Here is a 22,835-nt window from a genome sequence, read left to right as displayed (position 1 = left end):
TTTGTTTGTTTGTTTGTTTGCTTGCTTGCTTGCTGCGAGCGGTGGCTGATCGTCTTTGCTGACTGCTGTGCGAGCTGTGCGACTGGCTAGCCTGCTCGTGCGCAGATGGTATCTTAGTCGGGCGTATTGCGGTCGTAGAGTAGGCGATAGAGCAGGGCCGCGGGCTGACGCGCGGGACCATGCTCGACATCGTCGGGCAACGGAGCGGTCAGGCGGCGCAGCAGGAGCAGGGCGGCCAGCAGGGGAGGAATGAGCTGCTGGCGCTGCGTGCGTTCATGCTCGCGCAGGCAGATGAGGGTGAAGAGCAGAATCGCTGCCAGGCCGCTGAGGGGTACCACCTTGCTGCGGGTAGCGGTGTGGCCAGAGCCGACCCAGGACCGGCGAGCGGCCTGCATTGGTGCGCGGTGGTGGGAGAGCAGGGACCCGAGGCGCCAGAGGACACCGCTGGCCAGGGTTGAGAGGGCCAGGACGCCAGCCCGGCGGTTGATCTGCAGGGCGGCCCCCAGAAAAGCGCTCAGACCACGCCCGCCGTTGAAGCGCAAAAAGAGCGGCCAGCACTGGCCCATGACGCCACAAACGCCGGCCAGCTCGGCTACCTCACGCGGGTAGCCCAGGCGGCGGCAGATGCTGATTGGCAGGTAGCCTTTGGAGGCGTCGAAGAGCGCAGCTGGCACTGCCCAGCGTCGTCCCCGCTTGCTGCTGCTGAGCAGGTTGGAGACGCCGACGTTGCCCGAGCCGCTTTTGCGCAGGTTGACGCCGCTGCGTCGTCCGAGCCAGTAGACGAGCGGCAATGAGCCATAGAGATAGGCGACAAGCCAGGCGAGCCCATAGCGTGAGAAAGCGATGCGCCGCCAGGCGGGAACTCGCACCCTCCGCCGAGTGACCTGGACCGCTCGCCGGCTGGCGCGGCTGAGCGAGCCAAGGTAGCGGACGTAGCGCCCGTAGCGGGTTGCTCTGCCTGGTCTGAAGCGCTGACTAACCCGCGTTCGGCTGTGGCGATGGTGGCGGCTGCTGCTGAGATCGCTGATCAGAGGACTGCTCACAGGTTCGCGGACCTCCTCTCTCCTGCTGCTGCATGGCGTTGGCCGTAGTGGCTGGCCAGTTTCTCGCCTGGCCAGACGCAGGCGGGACAGATGGGGGCCTGTGACCGGGCTGCTCCGCTGCGCTGACGGCGCTGTCATCGGTCGAAATTGGATCGGTCATGAGTCCAGGTCGGTTGTGTCTGTTCTGCAGTTTGGGGAGGCCGCCGGCGCTGTGCAGCCTCACAGGCCCTGTTTTCTATCATTGTACCGGTAGAGGCTGCTTTCCTGCAAGCGTTACCAGGTCGGAACAGGCAGGCGCTATCTCAGCCTGGCTAGTTAGCTGCAGTAGAAAGCCCACACTAACAGGTGCCAGCCAGGAGGGGTCAGACCAGATCAGGCCGGCCTCGGCCTCGGCCCCTCCTGGCTGCCATCCTCGCCTCGTTAGGGGGCTGGCCTGCGCTCGTCCGGGGTCTGGGCATAGCGCTGTAGCTCGCGCTCCCGCTCTTCCCAGTCGGGCAGATAGGCATGCATGAAGAGTTTGAAGACCCGGCCATGATTGGGGGCAAGCTGATGTACGAGTTCGTGAACGATCACCAGCTCGCCCAAGGGGCGCGGCAGCGTCAGCAAGGTGGGATCAAGCGCCAGCCAGCCATTTGGCGTGATGCGTCCCCAGGCATCAGGCATGCGCTGGAAACGCACCTGGGGCACCTTGACCCCGATGCGCGCCGCCCAGTAGCGCACGGCCCAGCGGAGTTCTTCATCGTCGTACCAGTATTGCGGTTCTTCAGGGGATTGTCGCTTCGATTTCTTTTTGGGCGCTGTCATGCTTCTTTTACTCGCTCCAGACGTAACAGTTTTGAGGCAAGGCTCACCGCTAACGTGACCCCACACACAGGATACAGCAGGCGATAGAGTTCGGCGCGCAACTGGCTCTCTTCGGTAGGATTCCATTCATAGTCGGGATGATGCCGAAAGGCCTCATCAAGAGCCTGAGCCTGTTGTGGACTGGCGGTGACCACCTGCCGGCGCAGCTCCTGGTAGATAGCAAAGGCGTTCGGGTTCAGACCCAGGCGCTGACGCTCCTCGCTGGCGTGCAGATATTCCTCGGCCAGCTTCTCGTACTCGTCGAGGGCCTGCTGAGTGGCAACATGGCGCGCCTCGTACTCGCGCGCTACCTCTTCGGCGCGCTCGCCGATCGAGACCAGATGCGGCTCTTGCCTGGCTTTGGTTTCGACGGTCAGTGAGAGCAATTTACGCAAATTGATTATCTTTCCTAAAGAAGAGAGACGGCTATTCTTGAGGGCTTGCAGCCGTTCGATGCTCAGCTCGCGCACGGCCTCCGGGGCTGTTGGTGTGCTGCTGCTGGTGCGCGAGCGCAGCAGGGCCTTGGTTTTGGCGGTCAACTCGTGGTCGACAGGAACCAGGTCGAGGTCGCGGCGGACGATGGCGTACAGCTCGGCGAGCGCCTGGTAGTCTTCCAAATAGGGATGAAGGAAGGCGTCGGGAGCGATGACCTCGTAGAGGTTTTGCAGGCGGCGGAAGAAGGTCAGGAAATCCTGGCGCCGCTGCTTGTCGTCAAAGTAGTACTCCAGGGCACGCTCGTAGCCCTGGTCGTCCTGGAGGGCGCGAGCATAGGCCAGGTGTGGCTGAGCCTCGTTCTGCATCCAGGAGGCGAAGAGCTGCTTGAGGATCTCGATATCCTGGATGACGCTCTGTACAATGTCAGAGTCGAAGGCCAGGGCCTTTTCGAGCTGGTCGAAGAGGCCCACGAAGTCGAGGATGAAGCCGTAGGGCTTGACCTGGCCCTCGCCGTCTTCGTAGGGGCGGTTGACGCGGGCGATGGCCTGTAGCAGTACGTGGTCGCGCATCGGCTTATCGAGGTAGAGACAGTAGAGGATGGGGGCGTCGTAGCCGGTGAGCAGCTTCTCGGTGACGATGAGGATCTTGGGCAGGCGCTGCTTCTGGAGGAAGTCGCGGCGGATGGCGCGCTCCTGATCTTCGCTGAGGGCCAGGGCCTTGAGGTCGCCGCTATCCTTGTGGGAGGGGGAGTAGACGGCCTCGATCCAGTCGACGGGCAGGTAGCGCTCGAGGGCGCGCTTGTAGAGAACACAGGCTTCGCGGTCGACGGCTACCAGGAAGGCTTTGAAGCCCATCGGGTGCACATTCTGCAAGAAATGCTCAGCGACGAAGCGGGCGATGGCGTCGACGCGCTCGGGAGCTTTCATCATCTCCTTGAGCTTGACGGCGCGGTCGAGGATGGCGTTCAGCTCCTGGATGTCGCTGACGCCCTGGGCCTCGGTCAGCTCAAGAAACTCGCGCTCCAGGGTCTGGCGGTCGACGCGCAGGGCAGAGGGAGCCAGGGCGTAGTTGAGGGCGACGGTAGTGCCATCGGCGATAGAGTCGGCGATCGAATATTTGTCGAGGTAGCCCTCGGGGTCTTCGCAGCCGAAGACCTTGAAAGTACCCTGGCCCCGGGAGAGACGATCAATGGGGGTGCCAGTGAAGCCGATGTAGGTAGCATTGGGCAGGGCGGCCATCAGCTCGGTGCCCAGCTCGCCGCCGGTGCTGCGGTGGGCCTCGTCGACGAGGACGACGATGCTCTTGCGTGGGTTGCTCTGGGGGCGGATGCCGTCGAATTTGTGGATCATGGTGACGACCAGGCCGCGATAGTCGGAGTCGAGGATGTCCTGCAGGTCCTTCTTGCTTTCGGCAACTTTGGCGCTGCCCAGGCCGTAGGCCTGGATGTTTTTAAAGAGCTGCTGCTCTAGCTCGTTGCGGTCGACGACCATGATGACGGTGGGCTTTTCGCGCTGAGGGGCATGCAGGAGGCGGGCGGCAATGGTGAGCATGGTGAGGGTTTTGCCGCTGCCCTGGGTATGCCAGATGAGGCCGCGGCGCTTCTGGCCCTCTTCGACACGGGCGACGACTTTTTCGACGGCGCGCATCTGATGCTGGCGCAGGATGACTTTGCTGAGCTGGTCGTCTCGCGTGAGGAAGATGAGGTAGTCACGCAGGACGCGCAGGAAGCGGCGGCGATCAAAGAAGTCGCAGACCTTTTGTTCGAAGGTGCTGAGGGGGCCAACGACCTCTTTCCAGTTGAAGAGGCTGTTGCGGTCGGTGTTCCAGGTGGCGCCGTAGTAGAGGTCGAAGAGCTGGGTGACGACGAAGACCTGGGGTATGACGAGCATTTCAGGGGTTTCACGGTGATAGCGGCGGAGCTGGTCGACGCCGAGGCTGAGGCCCTCGGCGAGGGTGGCTTTTTTGGTTTCGACGATGGCGACGGGGAGGCCGTTGATGAGGAAGATGATGTCGGCGCGGTTGGTGTAGAGGTCGTTGCGCTGGGACCATTCTTTGGTGACTGCGAAGATGTTGTTGTCGAGCTGGTCGAAGTCGATGAGGCGGATGTTGCGCTCACGCTTCTCTGCGGGGATGTAGAGGGATTGCTCGCCGCGCAGCCAGCTAAGGGCCTGGCGGTTGCCTTCGATGCTGGCGGGGAGCCTGGCCAGGAGGTTGGCGATCTCGCTGGCGCGCTCGTCGTTGACGAGGCCAGGGTTGAGGCGGATGAGCTGCTCTTCCAGGGTGTCGCGGAAGAAACGGCCCTGGGGACCGCCGCGTCGCTGGAGGGCGCTTCTGGCGTTGACGAAGTGCCAGCCGATCTGGCCGGCGTAATGGATCAGCGGGTCCTGTACGGTCTTCTCTTCTTTGCCCACGATGTTATGCTCCCTTCTACGTGTCTCATGCCGGCTCCTGCTCCAGAAGCGGCTGAACTGAGAGACGACCACTCATGAGTTCTTCTAGCAGCGCGCGAAAAAGCTCTTGATAGAGGGCTAGCTCTTGTTCAAGGGCGGTGATTTTGAGGTCGCTGACAGCCATGATTTGGGCGATTTGAAGCTGCTCCTCAAGAGGTGGCAATGGAAAGAGGATAGGGTAGACGCTGTTTCTATTGAGAGTGGGGACACTCACCCCCTGACTGTATTTCTCAAAACCGAAGAGATGTAGCCAGTAGTAAATGAATTGGGGGTCATTACCGTGGAAGTCACTAACATAGAGTACTGTATTCAGAGGCCAGTAAGGTTGCTCCAGATAGCATAGAGAACCAACACTGCCGCTGCGTCCGATTGTGATACCTGGTACAGGTTCGTCTGATAGTGCTTGATTATGCCAGCCAACAATACCGTTCGAGCCAACGACGGGGATCGTCCCGGGCGACCGCCTCTGAATGGGCAGGTCTACCCCTCTTTGTAGAGTAACTATATCTCTCAATCTCACCACCTTCCAGCTCTGCGGGATCTCGCCGATCTCCGTCTGCTTGGTTGGCTCGCCGCGTGTGCCATAGCGAAAGAGGTGGTGCATCAGGGCAGCCTTGCGCTCGCGCTCCAGTTCCAGCTCGCGCCGCAGGGCCTGCATCACTTCCTGCACGGCGCGCAGCACACGCGCGATAGCCCGCTGCTCGGGAAGAGGGGGGAGCGGTACAGGTAGGGTTTTCAGCGCTTCGGTGTTGAGCCTTTGTCGTCCCGTTGTCCCTTCCATCTTGCTGGCTAAGCTCTGTCGGACATCACCTTTGAGCAAGAAATAGAATAAAAAGAGCTTGTCACTAATATTAGCTTTTTCTCTTAATGGTATAACTTCTGTAGTTGCTAGCCCGAATGGTAAAGGTAAATCTTTAGCTATTGCTTGCTTACCATTTTCGAAAGAAGGCGTAATTTTGGGGAGAAGGATATCCCCTTCTTTAAAGAAGGTGCCGCTTGATATTACAGATGGATCTTTCATTAAGAAGCCGTCAATAGCTATTTTATCGGAAGGGATCAGCTCCATAGGTACAAAAGGAATAGCTTTATAGTCTGCAAGCCGCAGTTCTCTAGGCTTGCTTGTAAACTCTGCAATTTCAGCGAGAGGGACACGTTTCCAGCTACCAGCCATGCTCTATCGGTGCCTGCTTTATACTCAGTTTGGAGAGAAGCCTCTCCAGTTCTCGCTCAGCCTCCTCGCGTTGAGCACGAACGCGGGCCAGATCGGCCAGGATCTCCGGCAGAGGGCGATAGCTCGCCGCCGGGGTCGTATCAACAAACTGCGACGGACTCAAATTATAATCCGTCGCGCGCGCCTCCTCCAGCGTAATCACCCGGCTCAAGCGCGGGCGCGACTCCCAGGCCCGGTAGACCTCCGTGATTGCCGCAATCCCCTCCTCGCTCAACACATTCTTCGGCTTCTCCTTCACGAAGAGCTGCGAAGCATTCACTAGCAACAACTGATTGCGCCGCTCCTCCGGCTTCTGACGACGCAGCAACAGCACAATGCCCGGCGCCGACGTATTGTAGAACAGATTATCGGGCAGCAGAATCACCGCCTCGATCAGGTCCCGCTCCACAAAGCACGCCCGAATCTCGCGCTCGCGGTTACTATTCTTACTCCCCGAGCCGCGCGAGACCGCTCCCGTATCCAGCACCACTGCCGCCTGTCCCTGCTCATTCAGCGAGGCATAGATGTGCTCAATCCAGCCCCAATCTGCCGAATGGGCCGGCGGCTTCCCAAAACCCTGACAGCGTCCATACGGATCATGATCGTAAAACTCATCATCGTAGCCATCCTGGTTCCACATCGGATTGGCCACCGCATAATCGAAGCGACGCAGGCCAGCCCCCTCGGCCACAAAACCGGGCCGGCGCAGCGTATCGCCCGGCAGCAAGAGCGCATCCGTATAATCGTGCAAGAACATATTCATCTTGGCAATCGCCAACGTCACCGGATTCAGCTCCTGCCCAAAGAGGCGCGGCGCCTTACTACGCTCCTCGGGATGGTGCTCCTCGAAATAGAGGCGCGCCTTAATCAACAGCCCGCCCGAGCCGCAGGCCGGATCATAGATCGTACTGCGCGGGCGCGGATCGAGCAGCGACGCAATCAGCCAGCCCACCTCTTTCGGCGTATAGAACTCGCCCGCGCTCTGTCCCTGGCCCTCAGCAAACTTGCGCAGCAGATACTCATAGGCGCGGCCCAACACATCCGGCTCCGCATTGCGCAAACCCAGGCGATGGCGACTGATCACCTCAATCAAGGCCGCCAGCCGCTCATCGTCCAGCGTCCGCTGACCGCCCTGGCGCTCATTATAATCGCGGACATTGATCACCCCATCGAGCGCCGGATTCAGCTTCGCCACCTGCTGCATCGCCTCCGAAACAAACTCACCCAACCCGGCCAGACCATGATTGCGCAACTGCTCCCAGCGATAGGCCGCCGGAATCAGAAAGCGCACCATCGGCCTGCGTCCCTCCAGCAGCGCCTGACGGTGATCCTCCTCAATAAACTGCTGCGCCACCGCCTCATCGCCGAAGTGCTTGCTCCAGTCTGCGCACTCATCGTCAAAGACATCCGAGAGCCGCTTATAGAAGACCAGCGGCAGAATAAAATCCTTGAACTTCGGCGCATCGGTCGCCCCACGGATCGCACAAGCGGCATCCCAGAGCCATTGCTCCAGCTCAGCGATCGTCAAATGCTCATTGGAGCGCAGCGCCAGTGGCAAGACCGGATTCTGCGCCATCTGGGGATCGACCTGATAGCCATTACCCTTGTTCCCCGGCTTCCCGTTCTTCTTGCGCGGCACAAGGGACCTCCTTCCGCAGCGGAGTCGAGTTGAGCAAGCCCCTATTATACACGTGCCGAAACCTCCTCACAAGCCTCCTGGCGCCGTAGGTAGCTGCTGGACCGGAGTGCTGAAGCGATCGCCCACGCCTGTCTGCTCTTCCCCAGTTGGCCCGGATACGGCAGACCAAAAGCGCGGTCGAGGGTCTGACTGCGACAAAAAAGGCAGCCAGAGCAGGTGCCGCCAGCCCTAACGCCGCCTGCAACACCGCTCTGGCCGCCTCCCCTCACATCGCAAAGGGACGAGCTGCGAGTATACGCTAGCTGAGGAAACTGAGGTCGCGATCATACGATCAGACGCCCTCACTCAAGAAGAACTCTGCTCTTCTCTCATGGCATGACGACCACCCGCACGACGCTCCTGCTGGGACGGGCAAGCCGACGGAGCCGGCGCCTGCCCCTGCTCACCCGGAGCATAGCCCAACTGCTCCAACGCATCAGCCAGCTGACGGTCGATCTCCGCTGCATCGCCGCGCTGATGGGGCATACGCCCCAGACTGGTGGCCGCCTCCGTAGCGCTCCTGCTCAGCCAGACGCTGGCGACGGCGCTCCAGAAAAGCCGGCCAGGCGCGGCGGATGCGCTCTACACAGCGCCGATGCGAAACCAGCCGCGCCACCTCGGGCGGGTGAGAGGTCGCGCTCATTGGTTGCCCCTCTTTGTGCGCCTTCTTCTACTGGAGAAGACGAATAGCATGACCGGCAGTAACAGTCTCTATCGTGTTCTTCCTGTCACACAAGCAAAAAGGACAGACCAGAAGCGACGGCCAGGAACGGAAGCCACCCCATGTGCAAAGAGGCAGCGTTTAAGCCGTCCCGAAAGTCACCCCCAGACGACGCAGCCAGCGGCGGTAAGCGATGGCTGTCCGGTCCGAGCGCAGATGCAGCTCCGCCTGCAGATCCAGCGGCAGCAGCTCGGGACGCTGCGACTCAATCACACGAACATCCTGCTGCATCACCATATCCTCGAAGCGCCGAATCTCCTCCTCACTCTGCTCCCCATAGTTCAAAGCCACATACTGCCAGCCGATGCAGCGGCGCTCACTCACCGGCGTCACCGTAAAGAACATCGCAAAGCGCGGCCCCTGCGACGTCTTCACAAAATAGGCCGTCAACGGACGCAGCACGCGGTAGGTATAGGTCACCTCCGCGCCCTGACCACTGCCATCGGGGTTCGGCTGCCAGACCGTAATATCGCGCGCCGTGATACCATCATCGCCCGTCTCCACCGTATAATCATTGATAGCCGCGTGGGCCGGATCGCCCAGGAGACCTGCATGCACATACGGAAAATGCGCCACATCGAGGAAATTCTCGATCGCGCGCGGCCCACTGGTCTCAATAGAGTACGGGCCCGTATGCACCTTGCGGAAACTGCCATCATCCCACTCGGGAAAAACCGGCACATCATGCTGAGGCTCCCCCAGCGTCACCCAGACCCAATCGTAGCGCACACAGCTCCGATAGACGCGCGCGTGGGCCGTTGCCGGTGGCTTCTGCTCAGGATGGGCCGGGAAACGCACACAATGCCCCTCCTCATCGTAGGTCCAGCCATGATACGGACAAACCAAGCAGCTATCCTCAACGCGCCCCAGTGAGAGGCGCGCGCCACGATGCACACAGAGATCGCGCCAGACGTGGACACGCCCGTCGACCTTCCACAGAACCAGATCCTCATCCAGCAAGCGCGCCGCCACCGGCTGGCGCTCGGGTAAAGCCGGCGCATACGCCACCACATGCCAATCGTTAAGCAAAACAGGATCATTCAACATAGGGCCTTGCTCGTCGCTCCCTTCGTCGCCTTACAGGCTGATGGACTGCCAGAGGCCGATCCCTCCCTCCCTCCCTCCCTCCCCTGGCCAGACCTGGTTAGACTGGACGCGGGGATCGCAGGAAGCGCGGGGATCAGCCGTCAACTGACCGCTATGCTTCAGTATAGCCGCTGAGCGCGGGAGCCGACAACTGGCAGCCTTTCCTCCACCGGAGAGGCAGGCTTCAGGGAAAAGTGATCCTAGAAGTACTATTTTCTCCTGTTCAATGGGACTTTTGTCCCGAAAAAAGGGAGTGTACGCTATAATAAGCCCGAGGGGAGTAGGAAGGCGGCTGCTCCAGCGAAGCGCATCACGGCGAGACACAGCGAAGCATAGGAAAGCATCCCTGGAAAGCAGACAAGGCACGCAACGCAATCAGAGGACAGGGTCGAGACGGGCCGATGATAGACTATGCAGGGCAACAACTCGGTAACTACCGTCTGCTCAAGGTGCTTGGCAGCGGTGGCTTTGCCCGCGTCTACCTGGGCGAGCACATCTATCTCAAGACACCAGCAGCGATCAAGGTGTTGCAGACGCGCCTGACACAGGACGCTCTCAATCAATTCCTGGCCGAGGCGCGCACAATCGCGCGTCTCTCGCATCCGAATATCATCCGCGTCCTGGAATTCGGCATTCAAGATGAGACACCCTATCTGGTCATGAACTACGCCCCCTACGGCTCACTGCGCCAGCGCCATCCCACTGGCAGTGTCCTGACACCGGGGCGCGTCCTCTCCTACGTGCGTCAGATGGCAGCGGCCCTGCAGTATGCGCACGAGCGCCAGATTATCCATCGCGATGTCAAGCCTGAGAATATGCTGCTCGGCGACAACTTTGTGCTCCTGCTGAGCGACTTTGGCATCGCCATGCGTGCGCCAGGGGCCGGCGTGACGCGCACGCCGTACGCTCCGCCCAATGCCGCCGGCACCACGACCTATATGGCGCCGGAGCAGATCGATGGAGCGCCAACGCCAGCCAGCGATCAATATGCCCTGGGCGTGGTCGTCTACGAGTGGCTCTGCGGCAGTCCGCCTTTTGTGGGGGGTGAGATGCTCGTCGCCCTGCAACATCTGCAGGCGCCCCCGCCGCCGCTACGCGAGAAGCAGCCTGCCCTCTCTCCGGCCATCGAGATGGTTGTCCTCAAAGCCCTGGCCAAAGACCCGCGCGAGCGCTTTGCCAGCGTCGCTGACTTTGCCCGCGCCCTGGAGGCCGCTTTCGCTCAGGCCGCCGATGAACCAACTGTTGAGGTTCCGGCGGCTCGCCTGATGGTCTCCGCTCCCGCCGCGCCAGCAGAGGCGGAGCCGTGGCGCCCAGGCAGGCCGCTGCTCTTGCCCGCGCGCCTGGCCTCGGCTACTGAAACGGGACCTCAGCCAGCTCAGCCCGCCGCTCTGCTGGCGCGTGCCGGGCGCTCGGAAAGCGCGGAGTCCTCCGCCTCCGAAGCTCGCGCAGACAGCCCTGCAGCCGCAGCCGCAGCCTCAGCCGAGGCGACTTCGGTTGAGGCTGCGGCGCCATCCCTCGCTGGCGTCGAGGCCGAGGCCGAGACTGCCAATGCCAGTGCAGGCGCCAGCAGGCCGCGCTCGGCCCTGCTCCCGGCGGTGCCAGTGACTCCCGCTCCTCCCTCTCTCTCGCCACGGCGCTCGCTTCGCTGGCTCCAGGCCGCGCTGAAGGCGCTGCCCCTTGGCAAGCCCCTGCCGGAGGCGCAGCCGCTCTCTCGCCGTCAGGCCCTGCTCAGAATCGGAGCCCTGGCCCTGCTCAGCGCCGCGACCGGCGATCTCGCCGTGAGCGCCCTGGAGGAGCAACTTGCCTCCCTGGGCAGCCTGCTGGGACGGCCTCCGGCGCCCGCCTCTCGCCCGCGTCCTACGGCCACCGCCCAGGCCAGGCCCTCACCCTCGCCTACCCGGCAGCCGGCCAGCCCAACCCCACAGGCCCAGGCGACCGCCCAGGCCCTCATCATGGGCATTAACAGCCGTCCCGCCCTGGCCTCCTGGGGCGTCCGCCAGCTCGACCTCTTCATCCGCGCCGCCGACAATACACTCTGGCATCGCCATTTCGATGGGCACTGGCGCGCCTGGGAGCGGCTCACTGGCTCACTGGCCTTCGATCCCGTGGCCGTGGCCTGGGGCCCTGAGCGCTTCGATCTCTTCGTGCGCGGCGTCGACAATAGCCTGCTGCATTGCTGGTTTGATGGCTCCTGGCACGATTGGGAGAACCTGGGCGGCTCCCTGACCTCGAATCCGGCTGTGGCCTCCTGGGGCGCCGGTCGCCTGGATGTCTTCGCCCGCGGCGTCGATAACGCCCTCTGGCATAAGTGGTACGACGGCCTCTGGCATGACTGGGAGTCGCTGGGCGGCGTCATCACCTCGGCCCCGGCAGCCGTCTCCTGGGGCCCGGGCCGCCTGGATGTCTTCGCCCGCGGCGGCGATAACGCCCTCTGGCATCGCGCCTTTGGCACGAGCTGGGGGCCGTGGGAACCCCTCGGCGGCAGCTTCATCTACGATCCGACCGTGGCCTCCTGGGGAGCTGGCCGCCTGGATGTCTTCGCCTGCTCGCCCGCCGGCTCGCTTCTGCACCTGGCCTACGACGGCAGCTGGCACCCCTGGGAGTCCTTCGGCGGACACCTGGCCTCATCGCCAACCGCCATCTCCTGGGGCCCTGCCTACATCGATGTATTTGCTCGTACCGACACAAATGCCCTGCAGCACCTGTGGTTTGACGGCAGCTGGCACCCCTGGACAGTGCTCAACTAAGCCGGGCTGCTGTGTTGCCTCTTCCCGCTTGACTTGCCACTCCTGATAGTCTATCCTGGAGCGTGTCCCTGTGGGTTGCCCTGGCCGCAAGCAAGAAGGAAATGCTGCCTTCCGCGCCCACACGCACCTGGAAACTTCGATAAGGTGTCTGCTTGCTTGCCTGTCTGGCCGACGCAGACCGCTGGCATAAGGGCGATCGACAGCCTTAGCGCTCGCTGAGGAGCTCAACTTCCCTGTCGACCGCTTCGCTGCCTGTCCCGAATGCGCCTGGCCTCACCGTTCGCTGGAGTTCAGAGAAAGGACGGAACGGAGAAACTCATGGCTACCTCTGATCACCCTGCCCCCTCTTCCGAGCCTGCTGCCCAGAGCCAGTATACGATCGATGCTGAGGATGCCGCCGAAACGTCGCGTCTGATGATGCAGGACCAGCTGCTGACGCAGGCGATGGGCGGCCTGCTGCCGGAATTCACGGCGGAGGAACTCAGCGGTGTGCGCCGGGTCCTTGATATCGGCTGTGGCCCCGGTGGCTGGGCACTCTCCCTGGCGGCAGCCTATCCCTCGATGGAGATCGTCGGCTTCGACATCAGTGAGACGATGATCCGCTACGCCTTCGCTCAGGCCCGCGTGCGCGGCCTGGCCAACGTCTCCTTCGAAGTGATGGATGCCCGCCAGCCCCTGGCCTTTCACGATGCCTCGTTTGATTTGATCAATGCCCGCTGGATCTTCGCCTTTATGGATCAGGAGAGCTGGCGGTCGCTGATCGCTGAGTGCTGGCGCCTGCTGCGCCCCGGCGGCCTGCTACGCCTCTCAGAGCCTGAATTGACAGTGACCAATAGCCCTGCCTTTCAGCAGATGATGGGCCATCTCTACACGGCCCTGGCCCGTATGAAGCGCACCTTTTCGGTCGATGGTCGCACCAGCGGCGTCCCCTATATCCTCGGTAAGCTCCTGCTAGAGGCCGGCTTTGGGGCCATCCGCAAGGTGCCCTATGTGGTCGATGGCTCTTATGGCAGCGACATGTACGCTATCAGCGTCAAAGATGCGGAAGTGGCCTTCGCCTTGACAAAGCCCTTCTTGCTGCGCTTCGCCTCGCTGAGCGAGGCCGAGTTTGATGACCTCTATGAGCGGATGCTGGTGGAGATGCTCAGCGAGGACCACGTCGGCCTCTGCTATGCCTTGACCGTCTGCGGGCGCAAACCCAGCTAGAGAGAGAGACCTGGCGACAGCTCTAGCCCGCCTGCTGAGCTACCGATAGCCGTCGCGCGCTGGAAGTGAGAGGCCGGACAGGATACCCCTCCGCATTCGCGCGGGTTCCCCTGTGCGTCCTTGCTGGCTGGATGGCTGGCTCGCTCACTCGCTGGGTTGACGCGACAGAGAGATGTTGCTGCTACATCCAGGAGGAGTAACCTATGGCTGAGATGAAGATTCTGGCTATTGAAACTCGCGACAAGGATCAGATCATCGATATTACCGATACAGTGGCGCGCTACCTCCACGATGTCCAGCAAGAGAGCGGCCTGTGTACGATCTTTGTGCCGCATACGACCTGTGCCGTGACGGCGATGGATCTCGACCCGGGCACCGATCTCGATTTCCTCGAGGCCCTGCGTCGCCTGCTACCGTCGATCCGCTATCGCCATCCACATGATCCAGCCCATGCGCCCGATCACATTCTGGCGACGCTCATCGGGCCATCGCTGGTGGTGCCCTATGCTCAGCGCCGCCTGTTGCTGGGTACCTGGCAGCGCCTCGTGTTGGTCGAGCTGGATGGGCCACGGCGCCGCACCCTGCACCTGACCTGCTTCGGCTGAGGTCTGGGCCGGCTGCACCGCCTTGCCCTGACCTAACGCGACGGCGGCGCCAGTGAGCGCGCCGCCTGTAATCCCCTCTATACCTTTGGCGATGACCCGAGCAAGGTCGCCATCGATGTCTCTCTCTTTACGGAAGAGATCCAACACTGGCCGCCGGCCCTCTTCTAGCCGCTGATCCTGGCGCTCCCAGGCCCGCTTCCAGGCGCGGGAGCGCCAGGAGCTGCTCGCTTGCTCACGCGCCGGCTCAGGCTAGCGTTCGCGCTCGCTGCGGACAAAGAGGATGGTGCCCGCGACCAGACAGAGCAGGGTCAGGACGCAGACGACCGCCAGGTTGATGGCTGGCCCCTCCAGGACGACTTTGGCGTACTCGGGCTGGCCGCTGTAGACGACGTTGCGTAGCAAGTCGACGGAGTAGCGCAGCGGGGTGATCTTCGAAAGCAGGTCCAGGTACCAGGGCAGGTTCCGCATGGGGATGAAGATGCCCGCCAGGAAGAACTGGGGGAAGAGGAGCAGGGGAATGGCCTGGTTGGCGCTGCGCTGGCTGTTGAAGAGCGAGAGCAGGAGGAGGCCTAAGGCTCCGCCTGAGAAGCAGGTGAGCAGCGCCACGGGCAGGAGCAGGAGCAGACCCGTGGGCGAGACCGGGAACTGAAAGAAGAAGATGCCCAGGAGCAAAACCAGCAAGCCCTGGGCCAGGGCAACCACCGAGGCCCCCAGGATCTTGCCAACGATCAGGGCGTAGCGTGAGACGGGGGCAATCAGTAGCTCCTGCGTGAAGTCGCTCTCGCGGTCCTCCAGCAAGGAGAGGATGCCCTGGAGGGTATGCTCATAGAGGGTCATGGCCAGTATCCCGGTGATGGCGAAGGTCACCAGGCTGTAGCCGGCGGCCTGACCAAAGTTGCTCTGCAGCGGTCCCTCCAGGCCCAGAACGAGCAGGATGGGCATGATGAGCGAGAAGAGGAGAAAAGCCCTGTCCCGCCGGTAGCGCATGATCTCGCGGGCGGCGATGGTCACGATGGCGTTCCAGGTGCGGTTTAGGGGGCGCTGGGCCGACTGCGGCTCCAGGATGCGGCGCAGCAGCTCCTCGTGTTGGCTGGCTTCCGTGGCCAGAGCCACGCTCTGCCTGGAAGACGACTGGGGGGAAAGCGTTGTCATGCTCTTTCTTCCTCCTCACTGTCCAGAGTTTGCCGACCGATGATCTGTAAGTAGGCTTCCTCCAGGCTGGGGGCGTGTGTCTGCACCAGGCTGAGAGGCGTCTCCAGGCGCTTAAACAGGCGCTGGACCTCGGGGCCACCGATGGGCAGCTCGAAGGCGGTCCCGGCCTCGACAAAGGGAATCCCGAGCTGCTGCAGCTCCTGGCGCAGGCGGGCGCGCTCGGGTGCATCCAGCAGGAGGCGGGCCTGCGTCAGGCTGGCCTTGAGCTGGGATGGCGTGCCCGCGGCCACGATTTTGCCGTGGCTCATGATGCAGACTGCATCGGCCTCTTCGACTTCTTCGAGGTAGTGGGTGGTCAGAAAGATGGTTGTGCGCCCGGTGGCCCGCACGCGCCGCAGGTAGTCCCAGAGGCTATGTCGGCTCTCGGGGTCCAGCCCGGTCGTTGGTTCGTCGAGGAAGAGAACGGCGGGCTGGTGCAGCAGACCGCGCAGGATCTCTAGCTTGCGCTTCATGCCGCCGGAGAAGGTCTTGACGGGCTTGAAAAGGCTCTCGCTGATGTCGAGCAGCTCGGCCAGGGCCTCGACCTGCTGGCGGTAGGCGGCGGGCATGAGGCGAAAAGCCGGGCGATAGGGGTAGAGGCCGTAGAGGGCGACGTGCAGGCGGACGTTCTCTTCGGCGCTCAGGTTCTGGTCCAGGCTTGGTTTCTGGAAAACGATGCCGATCTGGCGCCGGATGTGGGCGGCCTCTTGCTCCAGGTCGTAGCCGGCGATGCGCACACGGCCCGCAGTCGGGCTGAGGGTGGTGGTCAGGATGGAGATGACGGTGGTCTTGCCGGCCCCGTTAGGCCCGAGCAGGGCGAAGAGGCTGCCGGCGGGCACGCTGAAGCTGACGTCGTCGACGGCGTTGCGCTGGGCTTTTTTGTAGCGCTTGACCAGGCCCTCAACCTCGATGACGGCCTCCGCTCTGGCGCGTCCCGGCTGGCTGAGCTGGCTCTCGCTGGTGATGATGGTTTGCATAGCTCTTCTGCCTTCTTTCTTGCATGGGCGTGATGCCCTCTTGGCTTCTTCAGAGATGCGTGGTGCCTTGCCTGGGCACGGCCTGCCTCTCTCCTGGTCTCTGGCTGTCTGTGCGACCCTGCCCTCCGCGTGCTCTTCCCCCTGCTCCTCCCTGGCTATCCTCTCCTGGGCAGGATCTGGCGGGGACCAGGGTCAGGCCGGCGCGCTGGCGACCCGACCTGACCTGACCTGACCTGGCTGAGGCCGTGCGCTGCTGCTGTCGTTGCTAGTGTAGCGCGCACTGAAAGATGGGGGCGTCATCCTTCTGGATGATGGCCGGGATGATTGCGCCGGCCCATCTAGAGAAGGCCGTAGCGGCGGGCAGCAGCGATGGCGCGGTGGCGGCTGTGGACGTTGAGCTTTTGATAGATGTGGCGAACGTGGGTGCGCACGGTGTTGACCGAGACGATGAGTTCGCGGGCGATGTCGGCGTTGCTGTAGCCGAGGGCCAGCAGACGCAGGACCCGCAGCTCCTGGACCGAGAACGGCTCGGGCAGGGCGGCCTCGACGGTGGTGACGATGGGTGGCTGCTGGCTGCGCGCGGCGGCGAAGTCCTGCAGGAGGCTCTCGGCGTAGGCGCGCAGGATCTGGCCACGCACGCGCGGGAGCAGCTCGCGCAGGAGGACGGCCAGCGGTTCGCCTTCGTCCAGGAAGATACGGCGATGGCCCTCGACCTGCCCTTGTTCGAGGGCCCGGCAGAGGTAAGTCCCGGCCAGGACGGGGTCGCGCTGCTGGGCGTAGGCGCGGGCCAGCAGGAGACGGGCCAGGAGCAGGCCGCGCCCGCGTCCGCATTGGCGGGCCCGCTCGTGCACCTCCTCCAGCAGGAGACGGGCCTGCCGGAGCTGGCCCTCGGCCAGCAGGAGACGGGCGCTGAGGAGCTGGTATTGTTCAAGGATGAGGGCGTTGGAAGCCGGGCGCGCGATGGCGAGCGGACCCGGCTGGCTCTCGCCGGGCGCGCCGCTCTCACGGGGGACGGCTTCCGCTTCGCTGTCGGGGGCTTCATCGAGCGCGCTGGAGGCGCTGGCTGGGAAGGCGAGGGCGGCCTGGGCCGACGAGTCGAGGGATGGGCTGGCTTCTCCAGGCGGGGCGCCAGCGGGCAGCCCGAGGATGCGCCCCAGCTCGTCCAGGCCGTCGCGGGCTGCCTCGATATTGCCACGTGCCAGCTCCAGGCGCGCCAGCCAGACCAGCAGGTCACTGAGCAGGTGGTGATGAAAGTCCGTGGTGGGGAAGGCTTCTCTGATCCCCAGCAACAGGCGACGCAGACGGGCGCAGGCCTCGTCGAGCTGACCGCGGGCCTGGCTGATGAGGGTGCGCATGTGGGCGGCAAGCAGGCTGAGCAGAGGGACCATGAAGGTCTTGCGCGGGTCGTCGTCCTCGTCGCTGCCGCCTTCCGCCTGGATGCGGCCCAGGTCTTCCTCCAGCAGGCGAAGCTGCTCTTCGGCGCCAGCCAGGTCGTTCCAGTCGTAGAGGATCTGGGCCTGCCCCAGGCGGGCCAGCAACGTCAGTGGGTGCTGTGGGCTGTGCTGCTGGACAAGCTGACGATAGAGGTGGGCGGATTCGTAGAGCTGACCACGCAGGCTGAGCACGAAGGCGCGCAGGCCGCTGATGCCTCTCGACCAGCTGTCAGCCTCGTCGCTGCTCTCGCTCTGCTGCATGAGGCTCTCTATCTGCCGGCTGAGCTGGTCAGCCTCGATGAGGTGACCGCTCTGTACGGCATGGGCAAAGAGATGATCAAGGCAGAAGTGACGCCAGTCGCTCTCGTCAGGGGCCAGGTGCTCCAGGGCGGTGCGCGCGTAGACGACGCTCTCATAGAAGCGCCGGGCGGCCTCCTCGGGCGAACCGGGCAGACGCCCCAGCACGAGGACGCGACAGGCGTGCAGACGCGCCAGCCCCTCTTGATCGTTGCTCTCGCGCCATAACTCCTCGGCGCGTTTGAGCAGAGCGCTGATGCGCGCCTCTTCGGCGGAACTCAGGTGGCGCTCTCGCCGCTGGCTGCGGCGCTCCTCAAAGAGGGTCGCCAGGATGCTCAGGACACTGAGAATGCAGAGCTGGGGCCGACTCCAGGTGATCGCTTCGGGCAGGGCCGCCAGCCAGCGCCGCAGACGCTGCAGGGATTGGTCGTCTTGTTGCAGGCGCAGGCGCAGGGGAACAGTCAGGCGCTCGATGAGGTCGGCAGCCCACTGGCTGATGCCAGCCTGCAGGGCCAGCTCAATGGCCTCGTTGAACTGGTCATGATCAGCGTACCAGCGGCTGGCCTGGTAGTAGATGACCCGGACCTCGTCGGGCGGCAGACGGCGCCGGGCTTCGTGCTGCAGGGCTTCGGCGAAGAGCGGGTAATAGCGGTAAGTCCGGCTCTCCGGGTCAAGCAGCTCGATGAAGAGGTCGCTGCGCTCCAGCTCTTCCAGCAGGGTGGCGCTCTCCTGGTAGCCGCTGACGGCCCGGCATAGCTCGGGCTGCAGGGTCTGGAGCCAGCAGGTGCGCAGAAGGAAGTCTTGCAGGTGCAGCGGCAGACCCTGCAGGACTTCGCTGCTGAAGTAATCGAAGAGAGGGCGCTGGCTGCCGCGAAAGTCGCTCAGGAGGCGCTCCAGGGCGGCGGGGGCCAGCGGGGCCAGCGGTCTGCCGTCGCGCTCTCCGGCCAGATGGGCGCTCTCCAGCAGGAGGGAGAGCAGGCGGAGACCAGCCGGCCAGCCGGCGATGAGCTGATCGATCTGTTCGAGCTGCTCGGTGCTGAGTCCGTACGGCCTCAGAAAGGCGGCGCTTTCGGCCTGGGAGAGGCGTAGCTCTGGGCCGCGTAGCTCTAGCAGGGCACCGGCGGCGCGCAGGCTGGCCAGCGGCAGCGGCGGCTCTTCGCGCGTGAGCAGGACCAGGCAGAGGCCCGGGGGCAGGTGGTCGAGGAGGAGGGCCAGGACCTGATGGATGGCCTCGGTGTTGATGAGGTGGTAGTTGTCGAGGATGAGCAGGCCACGGGCTTCGCGCTCGTTGAGGAGGTTGAGCAGCGAGATGAGCTGGCTGGTCAGTGGCTCGCTGATGGCGCTGGCGGCAACGCCGACGGGCGCCAGTCCAACCAGGCTGGCGGCCAGCGCGCTGGAAGGCCCGGGGGTGAGGCGCTGGCTCTCTTCAGGCGTGAGCCAGGGCGCGCAGGCAGAGACGAGATAGCGCCAGAAGCGCGTCGCGTCGTTGTCGGCGGCGTCCAGGGTCAGCCAGGCAACGGGGGAGGCACCCGCAGCGCCAGCCTCTTCTTGGCGGTGGGCCAGCCACTGGCGAATCAGGCTGGTTTTGCCGCTACCCGCCGGGGCGCAGAGAAGGATCAGCCGCCGCTCGCCTCCTCGGTCGAGCAGGGCCAGCAGCGCCTCGCGACGGATGAGGTCGCCAGACAGCGTCGGCGGCCTGAGCTTGGCCAGCAGCAGCGGCTCACCCGCCTCGCGTAGCCTCTGCTCGTGGCGCGCCCGCATGTACTCATGCAGGCGGAGACAGGCCTGCTCTAGCTGGCCGGCGACTTCTTCCAGACGCTCGAGCGTGATGGCCTCGGTTTTGCCGACGTACTGCTTAAAGGTGCGGTGCAGGCAGTGACGAAAGGCGTACCAGTAGATGGGGCGCCCTTTGCGGGTCTCGCGGCGCACGATCAGTCGACCACATTGCCCTTTGAAGGTGAAGGCGCTCTGACGCTCTAGCCAGGTTCGCCACTCCTCCTGTTGCCGCGGTAGGGGCCGCAGCCTGTTGTCTGGCTTGAGGCGGAGGGCGTAGTCTTCTTGCTTCGGTAACCAGACGATTTCGATTTCGCTGGCTGTTTGGGTCGGTGTTGGTGATTCGCCGCAGTGCAAGGTCTTCTCTCCTCCCCTGGGCCTGGGACACGCGGCCCGCTCGTCAAGCCCGGCACCGCTCCTGGCCCAGGATACTCCCAATAACCACGATCGCAACAAAACGTTCTCCCCTCGGCTTGCGGCGGCCTTCCTGTCCTGCTCGCTGCTGCGTTGGGGCGGGCCGGGGCTTCCTGCCTCCCCTCAGTATACCAAAGTTCGGGCACGCTCTTCCAGCCACATTTTGGAAAGCAATAGCGGCAAGACGACGCCGCTGGCTGGCTGATCCGGCTCAGCCTTGTCACCCGCTGAGCTGCTGTGTTATATCATATGGGGGAAACAGGCTGTGACGCTTTGGCCTCTCTTGAGAGATTGATACCCCTCACGCTCGAAGTGAGAACCAGGCAAAAGCGAAGGAGTGAGAAAGATGGCTGGTCGGCGTCGGCTGCTACCAGTGGTGCTCGGGCTGGGCCTGGCTCTGCTGGTGTTAGCCGTCTTCCTCTATGTGGGCAGCGGCCTGGTAGAGGGCGCACGGCTGCAGGCACAGCAGGAGCCGTTTCCTTGGCGACCGGCCTGGATCGGGCTGCTCGTGGGCCTGACACTGGCCCTGCTCGTCAATCTCTGGCTGCACTCTCGCTCTCGCTCTCGCCTCTGAGCAAAGGGAAGGACGAGCGGCCAGTGGCAGTGCCGGAGAAACATGGTGCGTAGTTGCCATGTTGTTGTGTGGATTGCGAGGGAGGCGCCGCCGCGCTCTGGACCAGCTCCTCCGACAAATGGGGCCTTTGGCGATGACTCCCGCCCGGCTTGACAGAACGGGCACGTTGCTTTATGCTAGACGCGGTTACCTCCGAGTTTTGCATAGGCGCGCCTGGCCAGCACCCTCACGATGCTGACCAGGCGCGCTGTTGTGCTAACGATCACTGCCCCCAAGGAGAGAAATGCTATCCTTGCTCTTCTTCCTCCTGTTGGTCCTTACGCGCGAATGGCGGCGGCGGATCAGGAATCTCTTCAATCAGATCCTCTATTCTTACTCCCAGTACTTTAGCGACCTCTGCTACTGCCGTGATAGGTGGCATATAGGTTGGATCTTGCACCATGCGCCTAACCATTGATCGAGCCAATCGCGTATGGCGAATAATCCAGCTAGGAGAAATCCCTTTCGCCTCAAGAACCTCTTTAACTCGAAGGCGATACATTTAGCCATCCCTGCTAGAGTTCTAAAAGCTCCTAATGTTTTGTCCTTCCTCTAGGATTTTGCTCATTTGCTCGATCGATTTTTTCCGTAGCGCTCCCTTGCAGGAATGGGGGGGGGAGGATCAGGAAGCTCCTCTAGTAGCTCCTCCATTGGAATATGCAGAGCCTTGGCTACTTGGGCTAGAGTCGCTGCTGAAGGCATATAGTTGGGATCATGCACCATTCTTCTAATCATAGACTCGTTAATCTTGGTATTGCGTGCCAGCCAGCTCTGAGTAACTCCTAGCTCCTTAATAACCTCTTTCACTCTAAGTCGATACATAAAAATTCTTGCTTAATATGGGTATGATTGCAAACCCTACATTGCGGGAACTGATGCTGATGTGCTGATGTGCTCAACTCTGATGAGAAGCTACTCTTCCTCGTGCTCATCGGGGATGTACTCGACGAGGTCTTCAACTCGACACTTAAGCACCCGGGCTACTTGCATGATGGTATTCACCTGCGGCATGTAGCCAGGATCTTTAACCATTCTTCGGACTACGGAATCGGACAACCCTGCCTTTCTTGCAACCCATCCCACTGTCTTGCCTTGCTCCTCGATGACTTCTTTAACCCGCAATCGGTACATACTCCCGCTCGTATGAGCTTTCTCTCAGAAGCGCTCACGTAGCGAGTATAGCCTAGTCGCCCAATACTCGCACTTACCTCTTTGCGTCACTTTGTTAGATGACTTAATAGAATGACTTGATTACGTGACTTTTTAATGGTATGCTTAGAGCGTGATCTCGATGAGTGAGGTTTTGAACAAACCAGGAGGTGAGAGATGAACCTGCCGCCGGTTGGGAGGGAAGGGAGGAAGAGGGAGCCGTACCTGGTGATTTGTTATCGCGAGGAGGGAGGGGACCTCTTCCTGCTGCCAGCGACCTGTGAGCGCTGTGTTGTGCGGATACTCAGGGAGCTCAGTGCCGAGCCGGCCTTTGATCCTTTCACCATTGTTGTTGAGCGTGGGGGGCAAGAGATCCTGCGGATGGGGGCGCGGCGTATCCGGCGCCCGCTGGGGGGGAGTGCGGCAGAGATCGGACCTGGAGAGGATGGTTAGAGTCTCTATGAGCCGTTATGGTGACTAAAGATGCATGAGGAACACCGATTCATTGCTATTGGCCTGCGAGTACAATGAACTTAAGAGCACCGTGAGCTATGGGATACGAACTAGAGATCGTCTATCCGAGGCGAGAGGGCTTCAGCCGGCCAGCGGCGCTGGTGGGAGAATATCGCTGGCCCTATCAACTGCTCGCGCACTGCCGGCGGCTGAAGCGTTTTGTGATCGTACCAGTGGAGGTGCAGATTTGGTATCGGGAAGCCCGCAGCAGCGAGCGCGATCTGCTCTATCGCTTTCGTCTGCTGCCGTCCTCGCTCACGCCGGCGGCTGCCGGGGTGGGGTTGGTGCGCAGAGAGTGACGAGCAGGCGGGACGTTGCGCCCACCCACCCGTCAGAGCGGGGGGGACGTTCCCGGTGCATTGCCTTTCCTTGAGATTCTTCCTTGCTCAACTGGATGCACCTGTAGCCGGCTTGCCCTTGTGGCGGCCCGCGGGGGTAGCCCTGTCGGTTC

19 protein-coding genes are annotated in these 22,835 nt (G+C 62.6%); 6 read left to right on the top strand and 13 right to left on the bottom strand.

Features of this window, described 5'->3' with window-relative positions; translation table 11 throughout:
* Positions 1-113: 113 nt before the first annotated feature.
* The 7 genes from BGC09_RS18500 to BGC09_RS18470 form a co-directional block, all read right to left on the bottom strand.
* Entirely contained in the window at positions 114-1,043 is a 930-nt protein-coding gene (locus BGC09_RS18500) for a glycerol-3-phosphate acyltransferase (RefSeq protein WP_069805709.1), read from the bottom strand.
* 420 nt (positions 1,044-1,463) lie between these two features.
* On the bottom strand, positions 1,464-1,847 hold the full coding sequence (locus BGC09_RS18495) for a M48 metallopeptidase family protein (protein ID WP_069805708.1): 384 nt from the start codon (positions 1,845-1,847) through the stop codon (positions 1,464-1,466).
* Positions 1,844-4,732: a type I restriction endonuclease subunit R gene (locus BGC09_RS18490; RefSeq protein WP_218104102.1), complete on the bottom strand. Its 2,889-nt coding sequence runs from the start codon at positions 4,730-4,732 to the stop codon at positions 1,844-1,846. Before BGC09_RS18490 ends, BGC09_RS18495 begins: the two co-directional genes overlap by 4 nt.
* A gap of 25 nt (positions 4,733-4,757) precedes the next feature.
* Positions 4,758-5,942, bottom strand: coding sequence for a restriction endonuclease subunit S (locus tag BGC09_RS22315; RefSeq protein ID WP_084659097.1), 1,185 nt, complete (start codon positions 5,940-5,942; stop codon positions 4,758-4,760).
* Positions 5,932-7,620, bottom strand: coding sequence for a type I restriction-modification system subunit M (locus tag BGC09_RS18480; protein WP_218104101.1), 1,689 nt, complete (start codon positions 7,618-7,620; stop codon positions 5,932-5,934). Before BGC09_RS18480 ends, BGC09_RS22315 begins: the two co-directional genes overlap by 11 nt.
* Positions 7,621-8,095: 475 nt before the next feature.
* Positions 8,096-8,302: a hypothetical protein gene (locus BGC09_RS18475; RefSeq protein WP_069805706.1), complete on the bottom strand. Its 207-nt coding sequence runs from the start codon at positions 8,300-8,302 to the stop codon at positions 8,096-8,098.
* A gap of 159 nt (positions 8,303-8,461) precedes the next feature.
* Positions 8,462-9,427, bottom strand: coding sequence for an aromatic ring-hydroxylating dioxygenase subunit alpha (locus tag BGC09_RS18470; RefSeq protein ID WP_069805705.1), 966 nt, complete (start codon positions 9,425-9,427; stop codon positions 8,462-8,464).
* A gap of 440 nt (positions 9,428-9,867) precedes the next feature.
* On the opposite strand from BGC09_RS18470, the gene BGC09_RS18465 reads away from it, so the two are divergent.
* The 3 genes from BGC09_RS18465 (at position 9,868) to BGC09_RS18455 (ending at position 14,024) form a co-directional block, all read left to right on the top strand.
* A complete protein-coding gene (locus tag BGC09_RS18465; RefSeq protein ID WP_069805704.1) occupies positions 9,868-12,213 on the top strand; it encodes a DUF8189 domain-containing protein in 2,346 nt (781 codons plus the stop codon).
* Between the two features lie 318 nt (positions 12,214-12,531).
* Positions 12,532-13,419, top strand: coding sequence for a class I SAM-dependent methyltransferase (locus tag BGC09_RS18460; protein ID WP_069805703.1), 888 nt, complete (start codon positions 12,532-12,534; stop codon positions 13,417-13,419).
* 203 nt (positions 13,420-13,622) lie between these two features.
* A complete protein-coding gene (locus BGC09_RS18455; protein WP_218104100.1) occupies positions 13,623-14,024 on the top strand; it encodes a secondary thiamine-phosphate synthase enzyme YjbQ in 402 nt (133 codons plus the stop codon).
* A 249-nt stretch (positions 14,025-14,273) separates the two neighbouring features.
* On the opposite strand, the gene BGC09_RS18450 is transcribed toward BGC09_RS18455, so the two are convergent.
* The 3 genes from BGC09_RS18450 to BGC09_RS18440 form a co-directional block, all read right to left on the bottom strand.
* A complete protein-coding gene (locus BGC09_RS18450; RefSeq protein ID WP_084659095.1) occupies positions 14,274-15,176 on the bottom strand; it encodes an ABC transporter permease in 903 nt (300 codons plus the stop codon).
* Complete coding sequence (locus BGC09_RS18445; protein ID WP_084659094.1) at positions 15,173-16,192, bottom strand: ABC transporter ATP-binding protein; 1,020 nt, start codon at positions 16,190-16,192, stop codon at positions 15,173-15,175. The genes BGC09_RS18450 and BGC09_RS18445 overlap by 4 nt, the downstream gene beginning before the upstream one ends.
* Before the next feature lie 338 nt (positions 16,193-16,530).
* Entirely contained in the window at positions 16,531-20,052 is a 3,522-nt protein-coding gene (locus tag BGC09_RS18440) for a winged helix-turn-helix domain-containing protein (protein ID WP_069805702.1), read from the bottom strand.
* Positions 20,053-20,455: 403 nt separating this feature from the next.
* Here BGC09_RS18440 and BGC09_RS18435 point away from each other — a divergent pair, with 403 nt between their 5' ends.
* Entirely contained in the window at positions 20,456-20,683 is a 228-nt protein-coding gene (locus tag BGC09_RS18435; protein ID WP_069805701.1) for a hypothetical protein, read from the top strand.
* Between the two features lie 286 nt (positions 20,684-20,969).
* Here the strand turns inward: BGC09_RS18435 and BGC09_RS22310 are convergent, their stop codons facing one another.
* The 3 genes from BGC09_RS22310 to BGC09_RS18430 all read right to left on the bottom strand — a co-directional run bounded on the left by BGC09_RS22310 (position 20,970) and on the right by BGC09_RS18430 (position 21,853).
* The gene (locus tag BGC09_RS22310) at positions 20,970-21,224 is read right to left on the bottom strand and encodes a helix-turn-helix domain-containing protein (protein WP_084659093.1); all 255 of its coding nucleotides are present in this window, start codon (positions 21,222-21,224) and stop codon (positions 20,970-20,972) included.
* A gap of 62 nt (positions 21,225-21,286) precedes the next feature.
* On the bottom strand, positions 21,287-21,544 hold the full coding sequence (locus BGC09_RS23550) for a helix-turn-helix domain-containing protein (protein WP_084659092.1): 258 nt from the start codon (positions 21,542-21,544) through the stop codon (positions 21,287-21,289).
* 90 nt (positions 21,545-21,634) lie between these two features.
* Positions 21,635-21,853, bottom strand: coding sequence for a helix-turn-helix domain-containing protein (locus tag BGC09_RS18430; RefSeq protein WP_069805700.1), 219 nt, complete (start codon positions 21,851-21,853; stop codon positions 21,635-21,637).
* Positions 21,854-22,048: 195 nt separating this feature from the next.
* On the opposite strand from BGC09_RS18430, the gene BGC09_RS18425 reads away from it, so the two are divergent.
* A complete protein-coding gene (locus BGC09_RS18425; protein ID WP_141727855.1) occupies positions 22,049-22,324 on the top strand; it encodes a hypothetical protein in 276 nt (91 codons plus the stop codon).
* A gap of 98 nt (positions 22,325-22,422) precedes the next feature.
* On the top strand, positions 22,423-22,683 hold the full coding sequence (locus tag BGC09_RS18420; protein WP_069805698.1) for a hypothetical protein: 261 nt from the start codon (positions 22,423-22,425) through the stop codon (positions 22,681-22,683).
* Positions 22,684-22,835 lie beyond the last annotated feature (152 nt).

The sequence above is a fragment of the Thermogemmatispora onikobensis genome (genome assembly GCF_001748285.1).
Taxonomy (GTDB): Bacteria; Chloroflexota; Ktedonobacteria; order Ktedonobacterales; family Ktedonobacteraceae; genus Thermogemmatispora; species Thermogemmatispora onikobensis.
This window is presented reverse-complemented; position numbering and strand designations above follow the sequence as displayed.